This window comes from Psychromonas algarum (assembly GCF_004376845.1).
GTDB lineage: Bacteria > Pseudomonadota > Gammaproteobacteria > Enterobacterales > Psychromonadaceae > Psychromonas.
The window spans coordinates 15,214-37,895 of sequence record NZ_SNUW01000007.1; the positions used below are offsets into that span (position 1 = coordinate 15,214).

Genomic DNA, 22,682 nt, shown 5'->3' on the forward strand with positions numbered 1-22,682 from the left:
TGGATAAAATAATGTTGCAACTTCCCCCTCTTAGTTTGTATGTACATATTCCTTGGTGCATAGAGAAATGTCCTTACTGCGATTTTAATTCACATAAATTACGTGGAGAAATCCCTGAAACAGAATATTTATCTGCTCTTATTGATGATTTAAAACAAGATCTGCATTTTGTTCAAGGACGAGAGTTATTTAGTATTTTTATTGGCGGTGGAACACCTAGTTTAATTTCAGCATCAGGTATGAGTTGGTTATTAGAAAACATCCAACAACTGCTCCCTTTTAGTAACCATATCGAAATTACACTTGAGGCAAACCCCGGTGCAATAGAAAATCAAAAGATAGCTGACTTTAAAGCCGCAGGCATAACGCGATTTTCATTTGGAGTACAAAGTTTTCAACAAGAAAAACTCACTAAACTTGGCAGAATACATGGAGTAGAAGAAGCTAAAACAGCAGCAAAACAAGCACACTATGTTGGAATGAAAACATTCAATCTAGACTTAATGCATGGTTTACCAGATCAAAGTTTAGAAGATGCTATGAGTGACCTAAATACAGCAATCGCATTAAAACCAACTCATTTATCTTGGTATCAATTAACTATAGAGCCGAATACTCAATATTTTTCTCATCCCCCTAAATTACCAGATGATGAAACCTTATGGGAGATTCAAGAAAAAGGTGTTGAGCTATTAGCAGAGCATGGTTACCAACAATATGAAATTTCTGGTTACAGTCAAACTGGTTGGCAATGTCAACATAATTTAAATTATTGGCGCTTTGGAGATTACTTGGGCATTGGTTGTGGGGCTCACGGTAAAATATCATTACCATTAGAAAATAAAATATTACGCACCACTAAAATAAAGCACCCTAAAGGATACTTAGATCCAACCCGCTCATATACCGATGATTGCAGCACTGTTGATAAAGATGAGTTAGTTTTTGAATATATGATGAACCGATTAAGATTAATGGAGAAAATTCCATTTGCAGAATTTGAAAGCTATACAGGATTACAACGTTCAGTCTTAAATAAACAATTAGCAAAAGCCAGTAGTAAGCAACTAATCACTATTGAACAAGATTATTGCCATGTAACACCGCTTGGACATCGTTATTTGAACGAATTATTAAGCATTTTTATGGACTAAAGGTGCCATAAATAAAGAATAAAAATATAACAAAATTGAGTTAAGGAAAGAATTATCAATAGCCAGCAACGGAAGAAAACTGAAATGCTAGCCGGTTCAAAAGCGGCATTGCCATTAATAGTTGGAGGTATTCCCTTTGGTATTTTATTTGGCACACTCGCCCCGACTAGTGGCTTATCTATATGGGCAACAATGGCGATGTCATTAATTGTATTTGCTGGCTCAGCACAATTTATTGTTTTAGCCTTAATTGCAGTACAAGCCCCACTTGAAGTCATTTTATTAACCACATTTGTGGTTAATTTACGCCATCTACTTTATGCAACAGCATTAGTACCTAAAGTAAGTCATTTATCATTACCCTTGCGTACATTTCTAGCTTTCGGGTTAACAGATGAGACTTTTGCTAATATGAGCCAACGTTATCAACCGGATTCACCATTAGGAAGTGATCACCAATTTGCACATTTTTTCTATATTGGTTCAATGATAAGTTTTTATATTACTTGGTCTACTTCTACAGCCGTTGGATTAATCTTAGGCAATATGATCCCCGATATGACTAGTTGGGGATTAGAATTTGCAATGTCAGTCACCTTCATTGGCATGGTCATCCCTTATTTAAATAGTAAAGCTATGTTCAGCGCAATGTTAAGTGCAGGTATCGCTTCTTTATATTTTGCATATTTACCTAATAAATTAGGACTTATTGTTAGTGCCTTGATTGGTGTTGCAATGGGATTATTAGTAATACATTTTCAAAATATGCCAATTAATCAGATCAAGGATAATAAACATGAATGAGTTTTGGTTAATATTAGGTATGTTTGTTGTCACTTTTGGTATTCGTTTTGTGATGTTTGCTTTTGCAGGAAAAATGACTTTCCCTGTATGGATGCAACAATCATTAAAATTTGTACCTCCAGCAGTGCTCACCGCTATCATTATTCCAGCTGTAGTTATGCCTTATGGAAAAATAGATATTAGCTTCACTAATGTTTATTTATTGGCGGCTATTATCAGTGTAATAATCAGTCTAGTAACAAAAAGTCTATTAAAAACGATTTTCTTTGGCATGCTTGTGTTTCTATTGCTTAAGTTTTTAATGGCCACTTAAAACAAAAAAGCGTGAATATTTCTATTCACGCTTTCTAGATTATTTAATTATTAATCTTCTGATAAAACTATTCAGCTTCAGGTAACTCTGTTTCTTTTGTTTCAGGTACTACTTTTACTAATAAAATTTCACGTAATTTAGCATCTAACTCTTGAGCTGAAGCAGGATTTTCTTGTAAGAACTTACAAGCATTACTCTTACCTTGACCAATCTTATTGCCATTATACGAGTACCAAGATCCTGATTTTTCAACTAGATCTTGTTTCACACCTAAATCAATTAACTCGCCGTAATTATTAATCCCTTCACCGTATAAGATTTGGAATTCAGCTTGTTTGAAAGGAGGAGAAACTTTGTTTTTCACAACTTTAACACGTGTTTCATTACCAGTAATTTCATCTCCATTCTTAACTGCACCAATACGACGAATATCTAAACGTACAGAAGCATAGAATTTTAATGCATTACCACCTGTTGTTGTTTCAGGATTACCAAACATGACTCCAATTTTCATTCTAATTTGGTTAATGAAAATCACCATGGTATTCGTTTGTTTGATATTACCAGTTAATTTACGTAACGCTTGAGACATTAAACGTGCTTGAAGACCCATGTGTGAATCACCCATATCACCTTCAATTTCAGCTTTTGGTGTTAAAGCAGCAACTGAATCGACAATCACAACACCAACAGCGCCAGAACGTACTAACATATCGCAAATTTCTAAAGCTTGCTCACCCGTGTCAGGTTGAGAGATAAGAAGATCATCAACATTAACACCTAATTTTCTCGCGTAACTTGGGTCAAGTGCATGCTCAGCATCGATGAAAGCACAAGTTTTACCTTGTTTTTGTGCTTCTGCAATAACTTGTAAGGTTAATGTTGTTTTACCTGAACTTTCTGGACCATAAATTTCAACAACACGACCGTATGGTAAACCGCCTATACCTAATGCAACATCTAAACCCAATGAGCCAGTTGAAACAGATTCAATTTCCATCATTGCTGCTGCACCGTCACCTAGACGCATAATTGAACCTTTACCAAATTGCTTTTCAATTTGGCCTAATGCCGCTGCTAATGCTTTATCTTTATTCGCGTCCTGACTCATATCTTCTCCAGTTGTTCTTATTAAATTTACTGTATATGCATGCAGTATACTGCTCATTTATACAGTATCAAGTTTTTTTATTAAAAATGTGACTCTATATTATCTATTAAGCCTAAAAGTGCCAAACGAATTGCTTGAGTTCTAACTTCAGAGCGGTCACCAACAAACAAATAACTTTCCGCTTTATGACCACTATGTGCGTTATACCAAGCAATACATACGGTACCGACAGGTTTTTCTTCTGTTCCACCACCAGGGCCAGCAATTCCACTAATTGCAACTGCGATGTCCGCATCAGAATTTTTTACGGCACCAATTGCCATTGCATTAACTACTTCTTTTGAAACGGCTCCAAATTCAGAAATTAAACTTGGATCTACATCTAGCATCTGACTTTTAGCACCATTACTATAAGTGATAAAGCTACGATCAAACCACAGTGAACTTCCAGAAATTTCTGTAATAGCGTATGCTACACCACCACCGGTACAGGATTCAGCGGTTGTAGCAACTAAGCCAGCATTAGTCAGTTTTTCACCTAATAGTTGTGCCAATTCTTTAACGGTTTTTTCGGTAAACATATTATTTTCCGCCTTTTTTAGAAATAGTTATTAAGTGTATTCATTATGAAGCCAAGTGCGCAAGAATTAAAACAACATACTCCTATGATGCAACAATTTTTAACCTTAAAAAGTGAAGTGCCTGACACCTTACTCTTTTATCGCATGGGAGACTTCTATGAACTCTTTTTTGATGATGCACGTAAAGCCTCGCAACTATTAGGAATTTCCTTAACTCAACGAGGAAAAACAGGTGGTAATGCAATTCCTATGGCCGGCGTTCCTTATCATAGTGTAGAAGGTTATTTAGCTAAATTAATTGCACTAGGTGAATCCATTGCAATTTGTGAGCAAATTGGTGACCCAGCAACGAGTAAAGGCCCTGTTGAACGTAAAATTGTACGAATTATTACCCCAGGTACGATCACCGATGAAGCTCTACTAAATGATAAACAAGATAATTTATTATGTTCTGTTTACCAACAAGGTGAAACCTTTGGTATTGCTTCCTTAGACATAGGTAGTGGTCGTTTTATTGTAAATGAATTTGATAAAGCAGAGTCTTTACAAGCTGAAATACAACGATTAAATCCAGCTGAATTGTTATACCCAGATAATTTTGAGTACGTTGAATTAATTGAACATCTACCAACTATTCGTCGCCGCCCTGAATGGGAGTTTGAGTTAGGGACTTGCAGAAATATACTGACGCAACAACTTGGCACAAAAGATCTCGTTGGCTTTGGTATTGAAAAAGCACATTTTGCTATTTGTGCAGCTGGTGCGTTATTACAATATTTAAAAGATACGCAACGTACCGCTTTAACGCATATTCAATCCATCACCTTAGAACAAAGTACCGATACCGTTATTTTAGATGCGGCAACACGTCGTAACCTTGAACTGACATTTAATCTAGCAGGTGGCACAGACAACACATTAGCGCAGACACTTGATACCACTGTAACTCCTATGGGGAGTCGCTTATTAAAACGTTGGATCCACCAGCCAATTCGTAATTTAACAATATTAAATTATCGCCAAACCATGATCCAAACTTTAATGGATTTGGATTTAACTGACGCATTATCAATTCCATTAAAGCAAATTGGTGATATTGAACGTGTCATTGCTCGCTTAGCATTACGCTCAGCACGACCTCGTGACTTAACCCGTTTACGTTGTGCTTTTTCTTTATTGCCTGAATTACAACATTTAATTGCTCAATTACCTTCAGAACTTGTTGCAACCCTAAGCCAAGAAATGGGGAACTACCCTGAGTTATTATCATTATTAGAAAGCGCTGTCATTGATAATCCACCGGTACTTATTCGAGATGGAGGAGTAATCAAAGAAGGTTATAACGAAGAATTAGATCATTGGCGCAATTTATCAAAAGGTGCAACCGATTATTTAGAACAGCTAGAAAAAAGAGAGCGAGAAAGCACAGGTATTAGCACATTAAAAGTTGGCTATAACCGTGTTCATGGATATTTCATTGAGATTAGTCGTAGTCAATCAACTCATGTACCAGATCATTATGTTCGTCGCCAAACACTGAAAGGTGCTGAGCGTTACATTATCGCCGAATTAAAAGAACACGAAGAAAAAGTATTATCTAGCCAAGGTAAGGCATTAGCGTTAGAGAAAAAACTCTACGAACAATTAATTGAATTATTATTACCACACCTAAGAAGTTTACAATTTACTGCCAAAGCATTAGCAGAGCTAGACGTATTAAATACTTTAACAGAACGCGCATTAACGCTGAATTATGTACGCCCTACTTTGCAACAAGAAAATGGTATTGAAATTGAAGAAGGTCGTCATCCAGTTGTTGAGCAAGTCAGTAAAACACCTTTTATAGCCAACCCTGTTAACTTGCATAATGATCGTCGAATGTTAATCATTACCGGCCCCAACATGGGTGGTAAATCAACCTATATGCGCCAAGTTGCGCTAATGGTACTAATGGCTCATATGGGAAGTTTTATACCTGCACAAAGTGCAAAAATAGGCCCTGTAGATCGCATATTTACACGTATTGGTGCATCTGATGATCTAGCAAGTGGACGCTCAACATTTATGGTTGAAATGACTGAAACCGCAAATATTTTGCATAATGCTACAACTAACTCATTAGTTTTAATGGATGAAATTGGTCGAGGTACTAGTACTTTTGATGGTTTATCATTAGCTTGGGCCTGTGCAGAACAACTTGCTCAAAACATTCAATCTTACACTTTATTTGCAACGCATTATTTTGAATTAACTCGTTTACCAGAAACTATTCCAGAGTTAGTTAACGTTCACCTAGATGCTGTTGAACATGGTGATAGCATTGCCTTTTTACACTCATTACAAGAAGGTGCTGCAAACAAAAGCTATGGTTTACAAGTCGCTGCATTAGCGGGTGTACCTAAGTCCGTATTAAATAATGCAAAACGTAAGTTACAACAACTAGAAGCATCACAGGATATAACACTTGTACCTGAGAACACAGAGAATCCACAAACCAGTTTAAACTTATCTATCCCAGAACAGCATCAAGCTCTAGATTTATTGAAGAACTTAGATCCTGATGAGCTAACACCTAAACAAGCATTAGCAATGCTTTATCAATTAAAAGAACATATATAAACCACAGCATTTTTAAGAGGGAATTTATTCCCTCTTATTATTTACACGTTATGTATTTCAGCTGTTCAAGCCAAAGTAAACATCAAAAACTCACCTTATAAAACTACTTACTCGCTTTATTCCTTCTGTTTTATTTCAACTGAAATAATTCTGTAACAAAACTCTGTTCTAATCCCCCTCATAAAATTTAGATACAAAACAGCTTCAATCAATAGGCTTATAAAATGAATAACCAAGATAACACCACAACATTAAATAAACTTTTTAACTGGTCTGCAGTCGTCTTTTTAGTATATTGCATGTTAGTTGCCGTCAGCAGTGTCAGTGGTGGCTTTAAAATATTCTCAGGTGGTTCAGCAGGTGCAGAGCAAATATTTCAATTTGCAAGCAACCCATTAATAGCATTAATTCTAGGTATTTTAGCAACCGCATTAGTGCAGTCTTCTTCAACTGTTACAGCTGTCACCGTAGGTTTAGTTGCAGGTGGTTTACCTGTATCAATTGCCATTCCAATTATCATGGGGGCAAATGTTGGTACAACCATTACTAACTCTATTGTATCAATTGGGCATGTACGTAATAACGAAGACTTTAAACGTGCTTTCAGTGCGGCCACTGTGCATGATTTCTTTAACTTAATTGCAGTTATTATCTTCTTACCACTTGAGTTAATGTTCCATTTATTAGAAAAAATATCAGCTGCAACTTCTCATCTATTAATTGGTAGTGCAGATATGTCCATGAAAGGTTTTAACTTTATGAAACCTTTAACAAAACCAGGTGTAGACTTAATTTCAGACATGGCTTCAATAATACCAGGGAAAATGGCAGGAATTGCAATGGTTGTCGCTGGTATTGCTCTTATCTTATTCTCTGTTGCTTTTTTAGGAAAAGTACTGAAAAAAGTATTAGTAGGCAAAGCAAAAAATATCCTTCATAACGCAATTGGTAAAGGCCCTGTTGCAGGTATTAGCTCAGGCGCATTAGTGACTGTGATGGTGCAATCATCATCAACGACAACAAGTTTAATGATCCCATTAGCGGGCAGTGGCATGTTTACTACTCGTCAAATATACCCATTCACGCTTGGTGCTAATATTGGTACAACAATTACTGCATTGTTAGCAGCAACTGCTATTTCAGGAACAATGGCTGAAGCTGCATTAACGATTGCTTTAGTACACTTCTACTTCAATGCCCTTTCAGTATTAGTTATTTACGGAACACCATTCTTACGTGACTTACCAATCAAGGGAGCAGAACGACTAGCTGAAGTGGGCACTAAAAATAAACTACTCGCTTTAGGATATGTTATTGGTGCTTTCTTTGTCTTACCTGGATTAATCTTAGTGGGCGTGCGTTAAGCCATTATTTAACAAAATTTAAAATCTGCATGTAATTATAAAGCGACTCTTTGGAGTCGCTTTTTTTATATAAATAAAAATTCAGCAGCTTAATAGCATTTCAGCTTAACCAATAATTAACCCCGCTATTGTTATTTTATTTACCTAATATAAAGTATTAAAAATAATCAATAGAGGTGAGCATGGATACAGATAAATTACAGTTATTATTAGTAGAAGATGATATCGATTTAGCCACTGCAATCATTGATTATTTTGAGCTTGATAAAATTAACTGTGATCATGCATCAAATGGTTTATCCGGCTTCAACTTGATCCAATCCAATCATTATGATGTGGTTATTTTAGATTTAAATATGCCTAAAATGAGCGGTCTAGAAGTGTGTGAAAAACTACGATCACAAGGTATTGATGTCCCTATTTTAATGCTTACCGCAAAAGATACACTTGATGATAAATTAGAAGGTTTTTCAAAAGGAGCGGATGACTACTTAGTTAAACCCTTTGCCATGGAAGAGTTGATTGTTCGAGTGCAAGTCTTATCACGTCGACGTAGTGGGCAAATGCAAAAATTAGCAATATGCGGTCTTGAATTAGATACAAAACAGCAAACGATTGCCCGCAACACCATGCCTCTAAAGTTATCCCCTATCAATTTCAAAATTTTAGAAACACTTATGTTAGCTAGCCCGGAGCCAGTAAGCAGAGATAAATTAATACAAAGTGTTTGGGGGAATGATCAACCAGATAGTAACAGTCTCAAAGTACATATGTTTAATTTAAGAAAAATCATCGATGGAGAGATAAATGATAAGAATAAAAAACTCATCCATACTATTGTCGGCTATGGTTTTGCATTAAAAGGTGAGTCTACCCCATGAAAATAAAACCCAGTTTAAAGCTCTATTTTCTCGCCATGACCATTATGGCAGGCATCGCTACTATCTCTATTATGTCAGTGGTTAGCTTCAAATATTTTTTAGACGGTATTGATTTCTATATGCTTAACACAATGCGTTCACAAGCATATAAACAACCAGTGAATGATGCTGAACCTGTGATGATTAATGATTTTGTCATTGCTAACCGCTGGCAAGATCTACCAGATCCAATTAAAAATCACCTTAATCAAACAGACTTAGTAGAAGGAGAATTACTTAAACATATTGTTGGTAATCCTCCATTTTCTCGTCCTGAAGCAGGATACTTTGCACTTAAGCTAAATTACGATGGTCAAACTCGTTATGTATCCTCAATGTTTTCAAAAGCTGAAGAAAGGATACCCATAGAAAATAATCCTTCGCAGTTTTTATACCTTATATTTATTGCACTTGTTGTTATGCTCCTATTTTCCTTAGTCCCTTATTTTATTTTACGAAAGGTCACCACTCCCGTTGAAAAATTAATGAGTTGGACTAAAAAATTAAATAGAAAAGAGTTAGTACAAACTACACCAGACTTTCATTATAGTGAATTCAATAAGTTAGCAGCCATTGTGCAATCAAGTCTAGTATCTGTACAAGAAAGTTTAGATAGAGAGCAACAGTTTTTAGGTTATGCAAGTCATGAATTACGGACCCCCATTGCCGTCACTCGTACTAATACCGAATTATTACGCAAAATGATCTCAAAAAATATTAGCCCTGAAAAACAACTTCAAGTTTTAGATAGAATAGAAAGGGCTAGTGTTACCATGACAGATCTTACTGAAACCTTATTATGGTTGAATCGTCAGTCGGATAAATCTATTCCTTCAAAATCAATAGAAATTGGTTTATTAACCAATCAACTATTAGAAGAGTTAGCTTATTTACTAACTGGAAAAGATGTTGAGGTTTCCATAATAACGGATCAAAGTAGCCATATTTTACCGCAAGCATTGTGTCGCATTGTGATCACTAATTTAATTAGAAATGCCTTACAGCACACGGCAGAAGGTAGTGTCACAATCAAACAAAATAAGACAAACCTTATTATTAGCAACAAAAATGTTAAAGGTGAGAATAACCAAGATGAATTAGGATTTGGTTTAGGGCTGGAATTAACTAAACGACTGGTACAGCATTATGGTTGGAAATATAAAAATATAGCGACTGATAATGGCCATTATGTGGAGATTGATTTTAATATCGATTCTGAATCGAGTTAATGCTAAAAGCGACTGCTTTAAATTAACTCGATTACTATCCTAGACTACATTTTCAGAGCTTTAGTTAACCGAAAATTTTCAATCTAAATTAGTCATTCACCAGAGGTGTTAAATTCGCAGGGCGATAGAAGACAGATTTAAGTACTTTACCCTGACGTACTAATTTACCCTCTAATTGCACATCTTCAGCACACTTGGCAATGATAAATTCACCTTTAATACTGTCCACTAATTTTACGCCTTGTTTAGCATAAAAAGCTTTTGTTTCAGCATATTCACTTGGGTTACGGCACACTTTACTCATATTACTTGAATGTACTTCATCCCAACATGGTAGAAAATCAATTGCACGTTGTTTGGCTACATTTAAAAATAGGTCAATCAGATAACTGATAGCCAGATTATCAGTAACTTTACTATCTCCTAAATGAACTAAACGGCCCATTAATACATAAATACTATCTACAATGGCATCTGCTTGCTCCACTTTACAAGGTGCTTCAGCTAATTCTGTTAGCTCTTCAATAATTAATGAAGTATGTAGAGCGTCTGCTTTTTCATCTAAACTTTCAGGGGATGAACAAGGTAAATCAAAGGTTTCTCTGAACTGTGTAATATCACGATATAATTTTTGATACATAGTAGGCGTTAATTGAGTTAATTTCATGCTTTTTCCTATCTTTAAATAACCAAGAGATATTATCAGAAATCACTCTTTTTACCGCTGTATTTATTTGCACTATAAACTAACTTTCCTGTGATATAGGTTTCAGCAATATTACGATCATCCGCTAACATCATTAATGCAAATAATTTATCTTCAAGTGTTGTTGAAGATTGTTGACGTAATTTTTGAAGGTCCGTTGCAGCCCAATTTAATACAACAAAATCAGCTTCTTTTCCTACCTCAAAATTACCTACTTGATCATCGAGACTAAGTGATTTAGCACTGCCTAATGTGGCTAAATATAAACCTTTAAAAACTGATAATTTTTGCCCTTGTAATTGCATAATTTTATAGGCTTCATTTAATGAGGTAAATTGAGAGAAACTAGTGCCCGCTCCTACGTCAGTACCTAAGCCCACTCTAATATTATTTTTTTCTGCTTTATCTAAATCAAATAACCCGCTGCCTAGAAACAAATTAGAAGTAGGACAAAATGAAATAACTGAATTGCTGCTAGAAAATGCCAGCCACTCTTTATCCGTGAGGTGTAAACAATGAGCAAATATTGATTTATGCCCAGTTAACCCATGATGTGCATAAACATCAAAATACCCTTCTCGCTCTGGAAACAAAGATTTAACCCATTCAATTTCATTCTTATTTTCAGATAAATGCGTATGCACATAAACATCAGGATATTCTGATTTTAATTTTCCCGCTGCCTGTAATTGCAAAGGAGAAGAAGTAGGAGCAAATCGCGGGGTAATGGCATACTGTAAACGCCCTTTATTATGCCACTTTTCAATGAGAGCTTTAGATTCATCATAGCTTGATTGGGCAGTATCTAATAAGTAGTCAGGCGCATTTCTATCCATCATCACTTTACCTGCAATTAATCGCATATCTATTTTTTGTGCTTCTTCAAAAAGCGCATCAATAGACTCGGAATGAACAGTTCCAAAAACTAATGCACTCGTTGTGCCGTTCTTTAATAGTTCATTAATAAAGAACTTAGCTATTTTTTGTGCATACTCTTTATTTGAAAACTGTTTTTCCGTTAGAAAAGTATAATTTTCTAACCATTCTAATAGCTGATCACCATAAGCTGCGATCATTTGAGTTTGTGGGTAATGGACATGAGTATCAATAAAACCGGGAATAATTAACTTACCTCGTTTATCTTCAATATTGCTGTATAACTCCGCCTCTTCTTCAGTAAATAATGTTAATGATTGAACTTTACCTTCATTAACAATCATCAAACCATCTAAGATAAATTGATAAGCCCGATCAACTTGCTCAACCTTTGCAGGATCTTCAATAAAATGTAAAAAACTAGCTCTAATAGCAACTATGTTAGTGCTAGCTGGTAACTGTTGTTCCATAAAAAACTCCAAGCGTTAAATTGAATAGGCTCACAACGCGAATTTTTGACTCATGCCAACTAACCTTTTGTTTTAGAACTAATAATTGATATTAAGCATATTCATACTGTGGCAATAACACTAATATAATGTGCAATAATAAATACGCCTGAAATAATCATAGTGTAAATAATAAAACTTGAACGTCAGCAAAATTGTTTACATAGAATTAAATAAAAATAAGTACCGCTAAATGCTATATTTTTTATAATACAAACTCATTACAAGCTGTTTTAATCGGGATATACTGCTGTTTAATCAAGGAGATATTAATTGCCAAAGTTCACTCTTAAACAAGAAGATAAATTATCAATTAAATTAACTCATCATATGAAAATGAGAGAATTCAGACGGATTGATTTATATTTTTCGTTACCAAAAGAGATGGGAATTAATAAAGATACACTATCTGAAGTTGATTATTTTAATGCAGGTATAAAAGGTCGTAGAGCCTATTATACCAAAGGCCTGCATTTACCCTTATTGCATCGTCGTTTTGCAAGTCGTATGAAACGTTCTCTTGCTGAATATAGAACCAACCTAAATCTTTTTGCTTATCAATATATTACGGCACTAGATACTGATGCGAATGAAGTATTAGCGATTGATGATAGTGAAGGACTAGGTGATTTCTATCATGCTATGGTTGAATTAACGGAGCACTGTTTAGATATTCTAAAAAAGCACCGTAGCCACCAACCTACTCGTGCGAAACTAATTCCCATTTATGAAAATGTAGATAATTATCTTTCTTGGTATACCGAGCAAACTATTATGCTCATGTTATCTAAAAAACCCCGTCATTCTGAATTTTCAGAAACACGTTTAGCTTTACTCACCATCTGTGACGAAGAAAGCCAATACCGTAAAAAAAATGCTTATAACTCGGAAGCAACTTTAAAAGACGCAAATCGAATAGCTAATAAAATGCGCTTATTACGACGCTTAATTGAATACAGTGTCATTTTCAAAAGCAAAACTGTCGTATTAGGTAATATCACACGTAAATTTGTTACCGGCATTGCAACGGCTTTATTAATGAGTGTTGTGCTAATTCTAATTATTAAAACGCAAGGTGCCTTTAGCCAATTAACAGCTTTGATGATTTTCTTATTAGCGATCATTTATGGCGCACGCGAAGTGTTTAAAGATGATTTTAAAAATATCTTATGGCGCTGGATACGAACCGGTAAACCTAAATGGTCTCGCACTTTATTAGACTCCACCAATAAACATGAAATAGCAAAGCAAAAAGTTTGGTTAGATTACAGTAAAAGTAAAAAACTACCTCAACAAAGTAAGGACTTACTCGCAGAGCGCCATACACAGAATAAACAAAGTGCAGAGTTATTACATTTCCGTATTGAAACGAGAGTAAGCAAAAGTGGCTTTCAACCTGGTTACGACACAATGGAAGAAAATATCGTATTTAATTTACGTCCATTAACTCGTTATGTTGAAGGTGGCACTGGAAAAGTATTTGAACGTTTAGATAGCACCACTAACAGGGAAAAAATTCAAAGTACTTCTATTGAACGACGTTATCAAATCAATATTATTGTCGCCCTTGATCAAGGAGAATATCTGGCGCAATTTGAACGTTATAAAATAACCTTAAATCGTTCCGGTATCATTGATATTGTCAAAGCGGGAGAAGCAAAAATTAAAGATAAAGCAGATCAAAAGTATCAATCTAAACTACATGCTCTGCTACATATCAAAAAACGCTTATAAGGGCGATAAACTTGCCCTTTAAAATAACCAACGCTGTAATGGGTGTTGGTTATTAATGCCAATACTTCCCCAACGATCAATACTATCCACCACTAAAATATTTTTAAAATCAGGTAACAATTCACGTAAATTTTTAGAAACTTTTCTACTCGTTAACAACCACAAATGAGGAGACTCTTTTAATAATGTTTTTAATACTAATTTATCTTGTTCAGTCCACTCTAATTCTGCTTTAAATAAACGTTTCACAACAAATAACTGATTAGCAGAAGAAAAATCTTCTAATTGTTCAGATAAAAGCACAACTGAATCAATCTCTTTATCAAACAAAACTTGCTGTTGCTGATTAATTAACAAGCGAATATCCACTAATAATCGCTGCTGATTTTTTTCAATCAAAGTTGCATATTCAGGCCAAATTTTTTGTAAGTCATCACTTACAATACTTAACATTGTTCCTAGATTATTAGGATTCAACCAAGCATAAATCGAACTTTTACCATTATTCAACGTCACTGTAGCCACTCCTTTTGCTAAAGGAGCCAGGGATTGTGAAGCATCAATCTCGATGAGTTTAATATTTCCCTGACGAGCATAAATAAACAGAGGATCTTGTGGCCATAAAGCCTTTAACGTAATAGCAACAGTCGCTTCTTTACCTGCGTGTAATGCTTTTTCCGTTCCTTTACTCATATACCAATTATTTAAACGCTCAATACCATAACGTTTTGGTGCCAGATAACTTGTTGTTATAGGGGAACCTTTCATTAACTGTGTTGCAATCATATAAGTAACAGGGGCTGTGGTTAAAATATCTTTCGCCCATAGCTGAGTAGGCAATAAAGCAACAATACACAAGAGTAATTTATAGAGTCTATTTTTTTGTATCAACGTTTTCATCCATGACCTTAGTTGCGTTATTTATCTACGCTGCAATATGATGCGATACATTGTCGCGATTAAAAAGAAAGTGGCTGCAACTAATATAATTGAAGCACCCGATGGGATAGGTAACTTCAACTCCATAGGCAATAATGTACCAATCAAACAACTTAAGGTTGCTAATGCTGAAGATAACAACACAAAACTGCCCATACTTTTAGTCATTAAACGTGCTGTCGCACCTGGAATTAATAACAAGGCTCCAACTAATACCGCACCAACAATTTTAACCGCAGCAATAGTGACTAAGGTGATCATCATGACAAATAAGTAATCATAAAAATGGGTATTATGGCCACGCACTTTCGCAATATCAGGACTAATTGAAGCCAGTAAAATTCGATTAAAAGTAAACATCAATCCAACTACAATCAAAGTACAACTGATGGCTAGCACTAACAAATCAAAATCAGTAATAGTTAAAATCGAACCAAATAAAACATTTTCTAACATGTGAATATTTATTTTGCGCGCAACATACATCAATAGGGCTGCACCACCAGCAAGAGCAACAGCAAGGAAAACACCCACTAAAGTATCATAAGGTACTGCGGTACGATTACGCACAAAGTGCAGCAACAAAGCAAACAGCATACAAAAGCAGAATAAACCAATAATAGGATTTTCAGGTGGTTCGCCCAATAAAACTCCAATCGCAATACCAGTCAAAGCAGCATGACCAACTGCTTCAGAAAAGAAAGCCAAACGTTTGGCGATGACCAAGGTGCCTAATCCACCTAATAACGGCCCTACTAATAAAGCAGCAACTAACGCATTAACCATAAAAGCATAAGAAAAACTTTCACTTAACCAACCCGCTTCAGCACCTTGACTAGCGACTAAACGTAACCAATCCATTATGCGACCTCATTATTATGTGGGTGAATTTGAGTAGAGTTAAGACAAGACGTCGCTCGGTAATGATTAAAAAGTTGTTCTATTTTATGTGCTTTCAATACTTCACTCGCATCGCCACTTTCTAATAATTCACCATTCACTACATGCACAGTGGCTTCTAAACGGCGTACTGCGCTGATGTCATGATGCACAATAATAATTGTTTTATTTTCTTTCACTAACTCAACAATCAGCGATTCAAAATAACGCACACCTTGATCGTCCATACCATTAGTTGGCTCATCTAAAATTAATAGATCAGGGGTATCTAATAAAGCTTGTGCAAACAGAACACGCTGTTGCTCACCTCCTGAAAGTTGCCCCATTCTTAACATAGCCCGATCAGCCATGCCAACTCTTGCTAACTGCAGTAATGCTTTTGTTTTATGCTTTTTATTAAAGTTAAAAAATAACGGAGAACGGCTTTGATTAAGCAAAATAAAATCTAATACGGTTAAAGGTAAACTAGGTTCAAAGGTTGCCTTTTGAGGAACATACCCCACCTTTCCAGGATTTTCTGACCAATGAATATTGATACCTCCTTTAAAAGGAGTCAGACCTAACATAGAACGTAAAAGTGAAGTTTTACCACCTCCATTTGGTCCCATGATCACATGGCACTTTCCTGCATCAAGCGTTAATGAAATATTTTCTAATATACAGTTATTTTCATAACGTAAACTCACACTTTGCAGTGAAATTGAAGGCCCCATTAAACACCTCCTTTTTGCTGAGCAGTAAATTTCATTGCTTCAACCAAAGTTTGTATATTGTCATGCATTTCTATCTCTACTTTATTGGCTTTGTAGGCTCCATGTGTCATGTGTGAAAAGCGGTATAATTTAATGCCCGTTTCTTTTTCAATAGTATCAACATAACGATTAGGCATATTTAACTCATAAAATAAGACATCGATATTTGAGTCTCTAATTTTTTCTATGGTTTCTTGTAATTGACTCGCACTTGGCTCAACACCGTGCGCAGGCTCAATAACAGCTGAAACTTCAACACCAAACTCCTGCAGAATGTAACCATAAGCATTATGTGTTGTTGCCACTTTCATACCTACTGTATTGATATCACTTAATTCTTGCATTGCTTGATGCTTCATTTTTCTAAATTTCATTGCATAAGCTCGTGCATTTGCACGATAAAAAGCAGCATTAGGAGGGTCGATTTTCGCCATTTCATTAGCAATGGTATAAACCTTTTGAATAGTAGTAGAGATGCCAACAAACGTATGTGGATTAACTACACCATTACCCACTGATTGCCCCATTGCAGGCAATAAAGGAACATCTTTATTCGCTTGAATAACAATCAAATCACTACGGTTAGCTGCATCAATTACTTTCAAAGCAAAATCATCATGACCAATACCATTGACCACAATGATATCCATTTTGTTTAAACGACGTAAATCATTCGCTTGTGGCTGATAGTTATGTGGATTAAACCCCTCATCAACTAAAGGCAATATTTCAACACGATCACCAACAACCGCTTTTACATAACTATAATAAGGTTGCAAGGTGATCCCAACAATCAACTTATCCGCCAAGCTTGCTGTACTATAAAGTACTAATAACAAACTTAAAAATAGCTTTTTAAACATGGAAAATAATCTCGTTAGTTAATTGATATATATTTATCAATGTTGATGGTTTGCATGATGATTATCTGACTCAAAAACCACTTGAGTCCAACCAGCTTTAATAAGAAAAGCAGTATTGAAAGCAAAGCCATCTTCAAGGTTAATAGGTTGCGCTTGCTGCTTAAGGTCAATCCAAATATCAAGTTGCTCATGTTGACTAATTAAAATATAACGCGCGCTATCATTAGTCGGTTCACTTTGATAAACACCATCGGCCACTTGTACCCAAATATGCTTACCTTGATGCTCCCAGCTTTTGTCTTTGACAAAAGGAGCAATCCAATCTTGCTCCAATTGATTAACCGATAACCAGGTTTGATTAGCTTGATAAAAATAACGGATCTCTTCATGAGCAAGACGCAATTCTGAGATCATAGATAATGGCGGAGGCGTTAAAGAAGTAATTAGAACTTGATGCGGTTCGATAGTTTGATGCTGATGGCCAGTACTATTATAAGGTAATAATATTGCCCCTAATAAAAGAATAAGGACGCATAAGGCGCTGATCCAAGCACCTTCTTGTCCTTTATTTTCACTCACTACAGCTTGAATTATCATTTTTCTGAAATCTCAACACTATCAACTTCAACAGGGCTTTCATGACCAGAATCGAAGACAATATAAAACTCATCCGTTGTTTTAGTAAAAGTAGCAATAGAACGATTATCTGTTTGCACTTTAGCAATTAAATTATCATCGTAATCAAACATATTGATTTGATAATCAACGGCAGTGCTACCATCACTATAACCCGCTTCACATTCGATCATTTCGCCTTGATACCAACATTGCATCAAAGGAAAATGTGCAAAAGCAAACTGACTAAAAAATAATAGAGGAACGCCACAGGCATTCCTTAATAAGTTAAAATTGCTCACTATGGTAATACCGCTTCAAAAGTTAGGTTTACGCTCGCCATCATTTTGTCTGCAAATTGATTATCAACTAATACATCCTGATGTTTTGCAACTAACAGGTATCGCCCTGCAATTTCAGGTGTAAAAGTAACAAATCCTTTTTCATCACTAACGACCTTTACTTCTTCTTGTTGATTACGATAAATCATACCTTCACGAACGACTTCAACTTCAACACCCGCTTGAGCTTTACCGTTAAAGAAAAGCTGCAAACGAACAGGCTCTTCAGCCACGATATCTGATGGGTGAGTAATTGGCATTAACTCTAAATACTTACCTTCTAACTCAAATGCCTTGGTATTGGGTTTTCCCACAGTGATATAGCTTTCTACGCGAGTAAACATCACCGCTGTTTCTACATCTCTAGACTCTTTTGGTAAAAGGGCAACACGGTCAATTTTATTGGCACGCATTCTCTTAGGAGTATCACGACGCCCTGCTTTAAATCGAGTGAAGTAACTTGGCTCATTATTGATGGTTACTTTATGTGTGCCTGCTTCAATAAATTCAAAATCGAATACAGATCGGCGTTTACCACGTAATACAAAATTTGGTCGCTCTTTACGGCCATCAGGCATAATGATTCGCGCATTTTCACTGCCGGCAGGTTTATCAAATACAAAAGTTGCATTAGCAGCCGTCACATCAAAAGTTAACCATTCACCTCCTTCTGTTGAAACGGTAAAGTTTGACGGTAATACCCAACGAGTATGTGCGCTTGCAGCACTAGAAAAAGCAGCGCCAGCTAACATAGTGCAAGCAACGGCTAATACATTGATTTTTTTATTTAACATTTTGACTCTCAATTAATAATTTTAAACGGACATTATTCTATTTAGTTCGATACTTAAGGGTTATCAGCCCAGTTTCTTGTGTCGGTTTTAGCTGTTTACTAAAACCATTTTCAAATAGTTGTAGTTTTTGACGTAAAATATTTCGCCCTCCATGCTCACGAACAACTTCAATATAAAGCGTGTATTCACCTTGCTCTATACGTTCACCTTGGTCATTCAAACCATCCCAAGTAAAACGGTATTTCCCTGCAGGTCGAGAAGCAGAAGTCACGGCATCGACTAATTGACGATCATTTCGTCCAACTTTTCTCCACCAGCTGCGTAGATCTTTTAGCCAATCATCCTTACCCACCCAAAGTTGCAAAGTACGAACTGATTTTTTTTGTTCATTCTCAAGCCAGACCGCAACATAAGGTCTCGCATAACTAGTAGTTTCAATAACCGGCAACTCAAGATGTACATCCAAAGTGGCATTATCAGGAATTGTTTTAGCCCAGCTTGGTAAAGCAATACAAAGAGCAAACAACAAGTAACTTATATTTTTAATTTTCATTTTTTACATTCTCAATCAGATATCAATGCGATCATTTTCGATGCTGCACTCAACAACAAATAACACTAAGGTACTGCCAAGAAAAAGATCAACAGACTGGCAATAGAACCCAATGCAGTCCATTTCAGTCCAAGACGAAAACTCTTTTTCTTAGGCACTAACAAACACACTCCAGTTACAACAAAAAACACCATTAACAACGCACTAATATCAATAAACCAAGCCCATACCTGACCACTATTTCGCCCTTTATGTAGATCATTTAATACTGCAATAAGCCCATAGTGACTTGTTTCAATTTCAACTTGTCGACTCACTAAATCGATAAAGACAGTACTGTTATAACCAGGACCTTTGTAATCGAGAGAGATTTCTCCTTCAAGTAACTCTCCATTTTGCACATCACTAAACAATTGCAGTTCAGAAGGTTTGCCAGATAAATTTCCTTGAGTAGCTAAGAAGTCCAACAATAATGGTTTCTCTATATTTAGGCGTCCTTCCTCAATATTAAAAAAGTGAGCAGGCATGATCAGTTCACTGTTTTCAATTTGAGGTTTTTCACTTACAAAGAGTTGAGGACGATTTAAGGTGATCCCTGTTAACGAAAAAAACAGTACAACCAACAATAATGACATCGAAACATAGACATGTAAGCGACGAGCCCAAAGCTGTACTTTTTTATTTTTAAGCGAAGTTGTGATGGTATTAGACATATTCATTGTGTGGTTAATTTTAAAATGCAAATGTAACTCATTATCATTTAAGTTCTAATTAAACTTACATTCTTTACATTTATATCAGGGGTTATAAAACGACTAGTGACCTAGTCGTTTCTATTCGTAGTAGTAACTAAAGGTAATTAGTAACGAACTTGTACTGAAGCCATAAAGTTGCGACCTTCACCCAGTACAACATTTTGGGCACCATTATTTGTATAGTCATCACTGGTAGAACCACCGCCACCGTAATAACTAGTATCAAAGACATTTTCTACGTTAAAACGAAATACCATTTCTAAATTTTGGTCATATTGTAAATGATGAGCAACACCTAGATCGAAACGGGTATAAGCATCTTTTTTGAAGGTATTTGCAGCATCACCAAATCGCTCACCAACATAAATAGCACCAACATTAAGATCGGTATTATGAGTTACTTGATAACGAGACCAAAGGCTAGCAGATAATTCAGGCACGTCTGCAGGACGATTACCTTGGTAGTTTGCATCCTTAGTATATTCAGCATTCAAGTAAGTACCTGTTCCACTTAATGATAAATCAGTAGTTAAATTACCTTGTAATGTTAATTCAGCACCACGGTGAATACGCTCACCCGCTTGAGTAACTTCGTAGTTACCATTACCTTTATCAACATTGATTGTTGAATTTTCTTCACTAATTTGGAAAATAGCAGCAGAAGTATATAGACGGTTATCAAACAGTTCCCATTTACTACCTAACTCATAAAGTTTACCGGTAACTGGATCTAATTTAGCCCCATCATTAGTTGCATTAGTATCTGAAACATCAGATAAAGGTTCAAAACTTTCAGAGTAAGTTAGATAGATAGAACCATTACTTGCAGGATGATAAATTAGGGCTAATTTAGGTACAACCGCATCTAATTTTTCATCTGATTCGCCATTACTTCCTGGTGTCACTTTAAGATCATAACGAAGGCCACCTAAGACTTGCCATTGATCATTAAGTGTTACCATGTCTTGGATATAGACACCAACTTGTTCATACTCAGTATTAGAGGTTCTAACACTAGCAGTTGTATCAATTTCAGGTGATGCCGTTGGTTGGCCTGGCGTTGTTGTCGATCCTACTAATGAATACTGAACACGATCATAGCTCTGACCTAACCAGTTACTACCGATTAATAATTGGTGTCCAATACCACCTGTTTGAAACTCACCAACTAAATCAATATTTGCTGTTCTATAAATCCAGTTGTCACTTCGATCATTACCACCTTGGGTATAAGTGTTAGTTGTTGGGTCATAGGTTTCTTCTCGCGGATAACTTTCTACATCATGACGCTTAAAGTCTTGGTAATTAAAACCAACATTAAGTGACCAGTTATCACTTAATTGTGCAGCCACATCAACTCCAATATTCTCAACTTCATTTTCTATATTTGACCACTGAGCATCCCAAATATATTTATCACCAAGTACTGTTTTATCATCTTTAATGTAAGCACCAGAATCAACGCCGCCATTATCATCTGTACGGTCATAATGAAAAGAAACAGTAATTGCATCATTCAAATCATAATCAACAAATAATCCACCAACAAAACGATCCGTAGTAGGAGTAGAACCATCACTATAACTGCGCCATGATTCCATATTTTGTTGTGATAAAACTAAACGACTACGTAATGTTTTAGCTTCATTTAATGAACCGCTGATATCAATTGTGCTACGCGTATCATTATTTGAACCAATATCCTGACTGAATACAACGTGAGTTTCTGCAGTTGGTTTTTTAGAAACCATATTGATTAAACCACCCGGCGCAGATTGTCCATATAATAAACTTGCTGGCCCTTTTAAAACTTCAACAGATTCTAACAACTCAACAGGCAGACGGTAATGAGCCCATTGTTGCTTACCGTCACGTAAAAAACCACTACTGCTCTCTAATTCAAAACCACGTAAAGAAAAACGTTCACGATTACGACTATTACCTCCTGCCGATACACTTGAGTCATTCTTTAAAACTTGGCTTAATGATGTCGCTCGTTGCTCTTCAATTAATTGTTCATCAATGACGGTTACTTGTCCTGGAGTTTCAAGCTGAGTCATCTCCATACGCATCGAACCAGTATTGGTATCATCTTTATAATTAGCTCGCTCTCCTGTTACAACCATTGTTTGCTCAGGATCCACATCAATACTTGTTTCTGCAGCATTAACATAAAACATTGATGAAGTTAGTGCTGTCCCTACAAACATTGCCAACTGACTTTTATTAAACATATTCCCTTACTCCAAA

Annotated in this window: 22 protein-coding genes; 8 read left to right on the plus strand and 14 right to left on the minus strand. The window is 35.9% G+C overall.

Translation table 11 applies throughout. The features are described 5' to 3' along the window. The first annotated feature begins 11 nt into the window (after positions 1-11). From hemW to E2R68_RS07690, 3 genes are all read left to right on the plus strand, one after another. Complete coding sequence (hemW, locus tag E2R68_RS07680) at positions 12-1,154, plus strand: radical SAM family heme chaperone HemW (RefSeq protein WP_134277061.1); 1,143 nt, start codon at positions 12-14, stop codon at positions 1,152-1,154. A gap of 84 nt (positions 1,155-1,238) precedes the next feature. After that, entirely contained in the window at positions 1,239-1,958 is a 720-nt protein-coding gene (locus E2R68_RS07685; protein ID WP_134277063.1) for an AzlC family ABC transporter permease, read from the plus strand. Next, complete coding sequence (locus E2R68_RS07690; RefSeq protein ID WP_134277065.1) at positions 1,951-2,271, plus strand: AzlD domain-containing protein; 321 nt, start codon at positions 1,951-1,953, stop codon at positions 2,269-2,271. Before E2R68_RS07685 ends, E2R68_RS07690 begins: the two co-directional genes overlap by 8 nt. A 67-nt stretch (positions 2,272-2,338) precedes the next feature. On the opposite strand, the gene recA is transcribed toward E2R68_RS07690, so the two are convergent. Together recA and E2R68_RS07700 are read right to left on the minus strand one after the other, a co-directional pair. Then, on the minus strand, positions 2,339-3,382 hold the full coding sequence (recA, locus tag E2R68_RS07695; RefSeq protein ID WP_134277067.1) for a recombinase RecA: 1,044 nt from the start codon (positions 3,380-3,382) through the stop codon (positions 2,339-2,341). Between the two features lie 80 nt (positions 3,383-3,462). Beyond that, a complete protein-coding gene (locus E2R68_RS07700; RefSeq protein WP_134277069.1) occupies positions 3,463-3,963 on the minus strand; it encodes a CinA family protein in 501 nt (166 codons plus the stop codon). A 45-nt stretch (positions 3,964-4,008) separates the two neighbouring features. Between E2R68_RS07700 and mutS the strand changes: the two genes are divergently transcribed. From mutS to E2R68_RS07720, 4 genes are all read left to right on the plus strand, one after another. Beyond that, a complete protein-coding gene (gene mutS, locus E2R68_RS07705; RefSeq protein WP_134277071.1) occupies positions 4,009-6,582 on the plus strand; it encodes a DNA mismatch repair protein MutS in 2,574 nt (857 codons plus the stop codon). A 224-nt stretch (positions 6,583-6,806) separates the two neighbouring features. Beyond that, on the plus strand, positions 6,807-7,946 hold the full coding sequence (locus E2R68_RS07710; protein WP_134277073.1) for a Na/Pi cotransporter family protein: 1,140 nt from the start codon (positions 6,807-6,809) through the stop codon (positions 7,944-7,946). Positions 7,947-8,128: 182 nt separating this feature from the next. Then, positions 8,129-8,827 (plus strand): response regulator transcription factor, encoded by a 699-nt coding sequence (locus E2R68_RS07715; protein ID WP_134277075.1) that lies wholly within the window; start codon positions 8,129-8,131, stop codon positions 8,825-8,827. Further along, positions 8,824-10,095 (plus strand): sensor histidine kinase, encoded by a 1,272-nt coding sequence (locus E2R68_RS07720; RefSeq protein ID WP_134277077.1) that lies wholly within the window; start codon positions 8,824-8,826, stop codon positions 10,093-10,095. Before E2R68_RS07715 ends, E2R68_RS07720 begins: the two co-directional genes overlap by 4 nt. A gap of 88 nt (positions 10,096-10,183) precedes the next feature. Here E2R68_RS07720 and E2R68_RS07725 read toward each other — a convergent pair whose 3' ends face one another. After that, complete coding sequence (locus E2R68_RS07725; protein ID WP_134277079.1) at positions 10,184-10,762, minus strand: nucleoside triphosphate pyrophosphohydrolase family protein; 579 nt, start codon at positions 10,760-10,762, stop codon at positions 10,184-10,186. 35 nt (positions 10,763-10,797) lie between these two features. Further along, positions 10,798-12,147 (minus strand): guanine deaminase, encoded by a 1,350-nt coding sequence (gene guaD / locus E2R68_RS07730; RefSeq protein WP_134277081.1) that lies wholly within the window; start codon positions 12,145-12,147, stop codon positions 10,798-10,800. A 312-nt stretch (positions 12,148-12,459) separates the two neighbouring features. On the opposite strand from guaD, the gene E2R68_RS13890 reads away from it, so the two are divergent. Continuing rightward, positions 12,460-13,920 (plus strand): hypothetical protein, encoded by a 1,461-nt coding sequence (locus tag E2R68_RS13890; RefSeq protein WP_166738829.1) that lies wholly within the window; start codon positions 12,460-12,462, stop codon positions 13,918-13,920. A gap of 18 nt (positions 13,921-13,938) precedes the next feature. Here the strand turns inward: E2R68_RS13890 and E2R68_RS07740 are convergent, their stop codons facing one another. The 10 genes from E2R68_RS07740 to E2R68_RS07785 all read right to left on the minus strand — a co-directional run bounded on the left by E2R68_RS07740 (position 13,939) and on the right by E2R68_RS07785 (position 22,666). Then, positions 13,939-14,820: a metal ABC transporter substrate-binding protein gene (locus tag E2R68_RS07740; protein ID WP_134277083.1), complete on the minus strand. Its 882-nt coding sequence runs from the start codon at positions 14,818-14,820 to the stop codon at positions 13,939-13,941. A 21-nt stretch (positions 14,821-14,841) separates the two neighbouring features. Then, positions 14,842-15,720: a metal ABC transporter permease gene (locus E2R68_RS07745; RefSeq protein ID WP_134277085.1), complete on the minus strand. Its 879-nt coding sequence runs from the start codon at positions 15,718-15,720 to the stop codon at positions 14,842-14,844. Next, positions 15,720-16,472: a metal ABC transporter ATP-binding protein gene (locus E2R68_RS07750; protein ID WP_134277086.1), complete on the minus strand. Its 753-nt coding sequence runs from the start codon at positions 16,470-16,472 to the stop codon at positions 15,720-15,722. The genes E2R68_RS07745 and E2R68_RS07750 overlap by 1 nt, the downstream gene beginning before the upstream one ends. Next, positions 16,472-17,374, minus strand: coding sequence for a metal ABC transporter solute-binding protein, Zn/Mn family (locus tag E2R68_RS07755; protein WP_134277088.1), 903 nt, complete (start codon positions 17,372-17,374; stop codon positions 16,472-16,474). Before E2R68_RS07755 ends, E2R68_RS07750 begins: the two co-directional genes overlap by 1 nt. A 36-nt stretch (positions 17,375-17,410) precedes the next feature. Next, positions 17,411-17,971, minus strand: a complete 561-nt coding sequence (locus E2R68_RS07760) for a DUF6162 family protein (RefSeq protein ID WP_134277090.1) — start codon at positions 17,969-17,971, stop codon at positions 17,411-17,413. Further along, positions 17,968-18,291 (minus strand): hypothetical protein, encoded by a 324-nt coding sequence (locus E2R68_RS07765; protein ID WP_243834629.1) that lies wholly within the window; start codon positions 18,289-18,291, stop codon positions 17,968-17,970. Before E2R68_RS07765 ends, E2R68_RS07760 begins: the two co-directional genes overlap by 4 nt. Further along, positions 18,291-19,124 (minus strand): DUF4198 domain-containing protein, encoded by an 834-nt coding sequence (locus E2R68_RS07770; RefSeq protein ID WP_134277094.1) that lies wholly within the window; start codon positions 19,122-19,124, stop codon positions 18,291-18,293. The genes E2R68_RS07765 and E2R68_RS07770 overlap by 1 nt, the downstream gene beginning before the upstream one ends. A 37-nt stretch (positions 19,125-19,161) precedes the next feature. Beyond that, positions 19,162-19,677: a DUF2271 domain-containing protein gene (locus E2R68_RS07775; RefSeq protein WP_134277096.1), complete on the minus strand. Its 516-nt coding sequence runs from the start codon at positions 19,675-19,677 to the stop codon at positions 19,162-19,164. A gap of 65 nt (positions 19,678-19,742) precedes the next feature. Further along, a complete protein-coding gene (locus E2R68_RS07780) occupies positions 19,743-20,390 on the minus strand; it encodes a PepSY-associated TM helix domain-containing protein (protein WP_134277098.1) in 648 nt (215 codons plus the stop codon). 146 nt (positions 20,391-20,536) lie between these two features. Then, the gene (locus E2R68_RS07785; RefSeq protein ID WP_134277100.1) at positions 20,537-22,666 is read right to left on the minus strand and encodes a TonB-dependent siderophore receptor; all 2,130 of its coding nucleotides are present in this window, start codon (positions 22,664-22,666) and stop codon (positions 20,537-20,539) included. Positions 22,667-22,682: the final 16 nt, after the last annotated feature.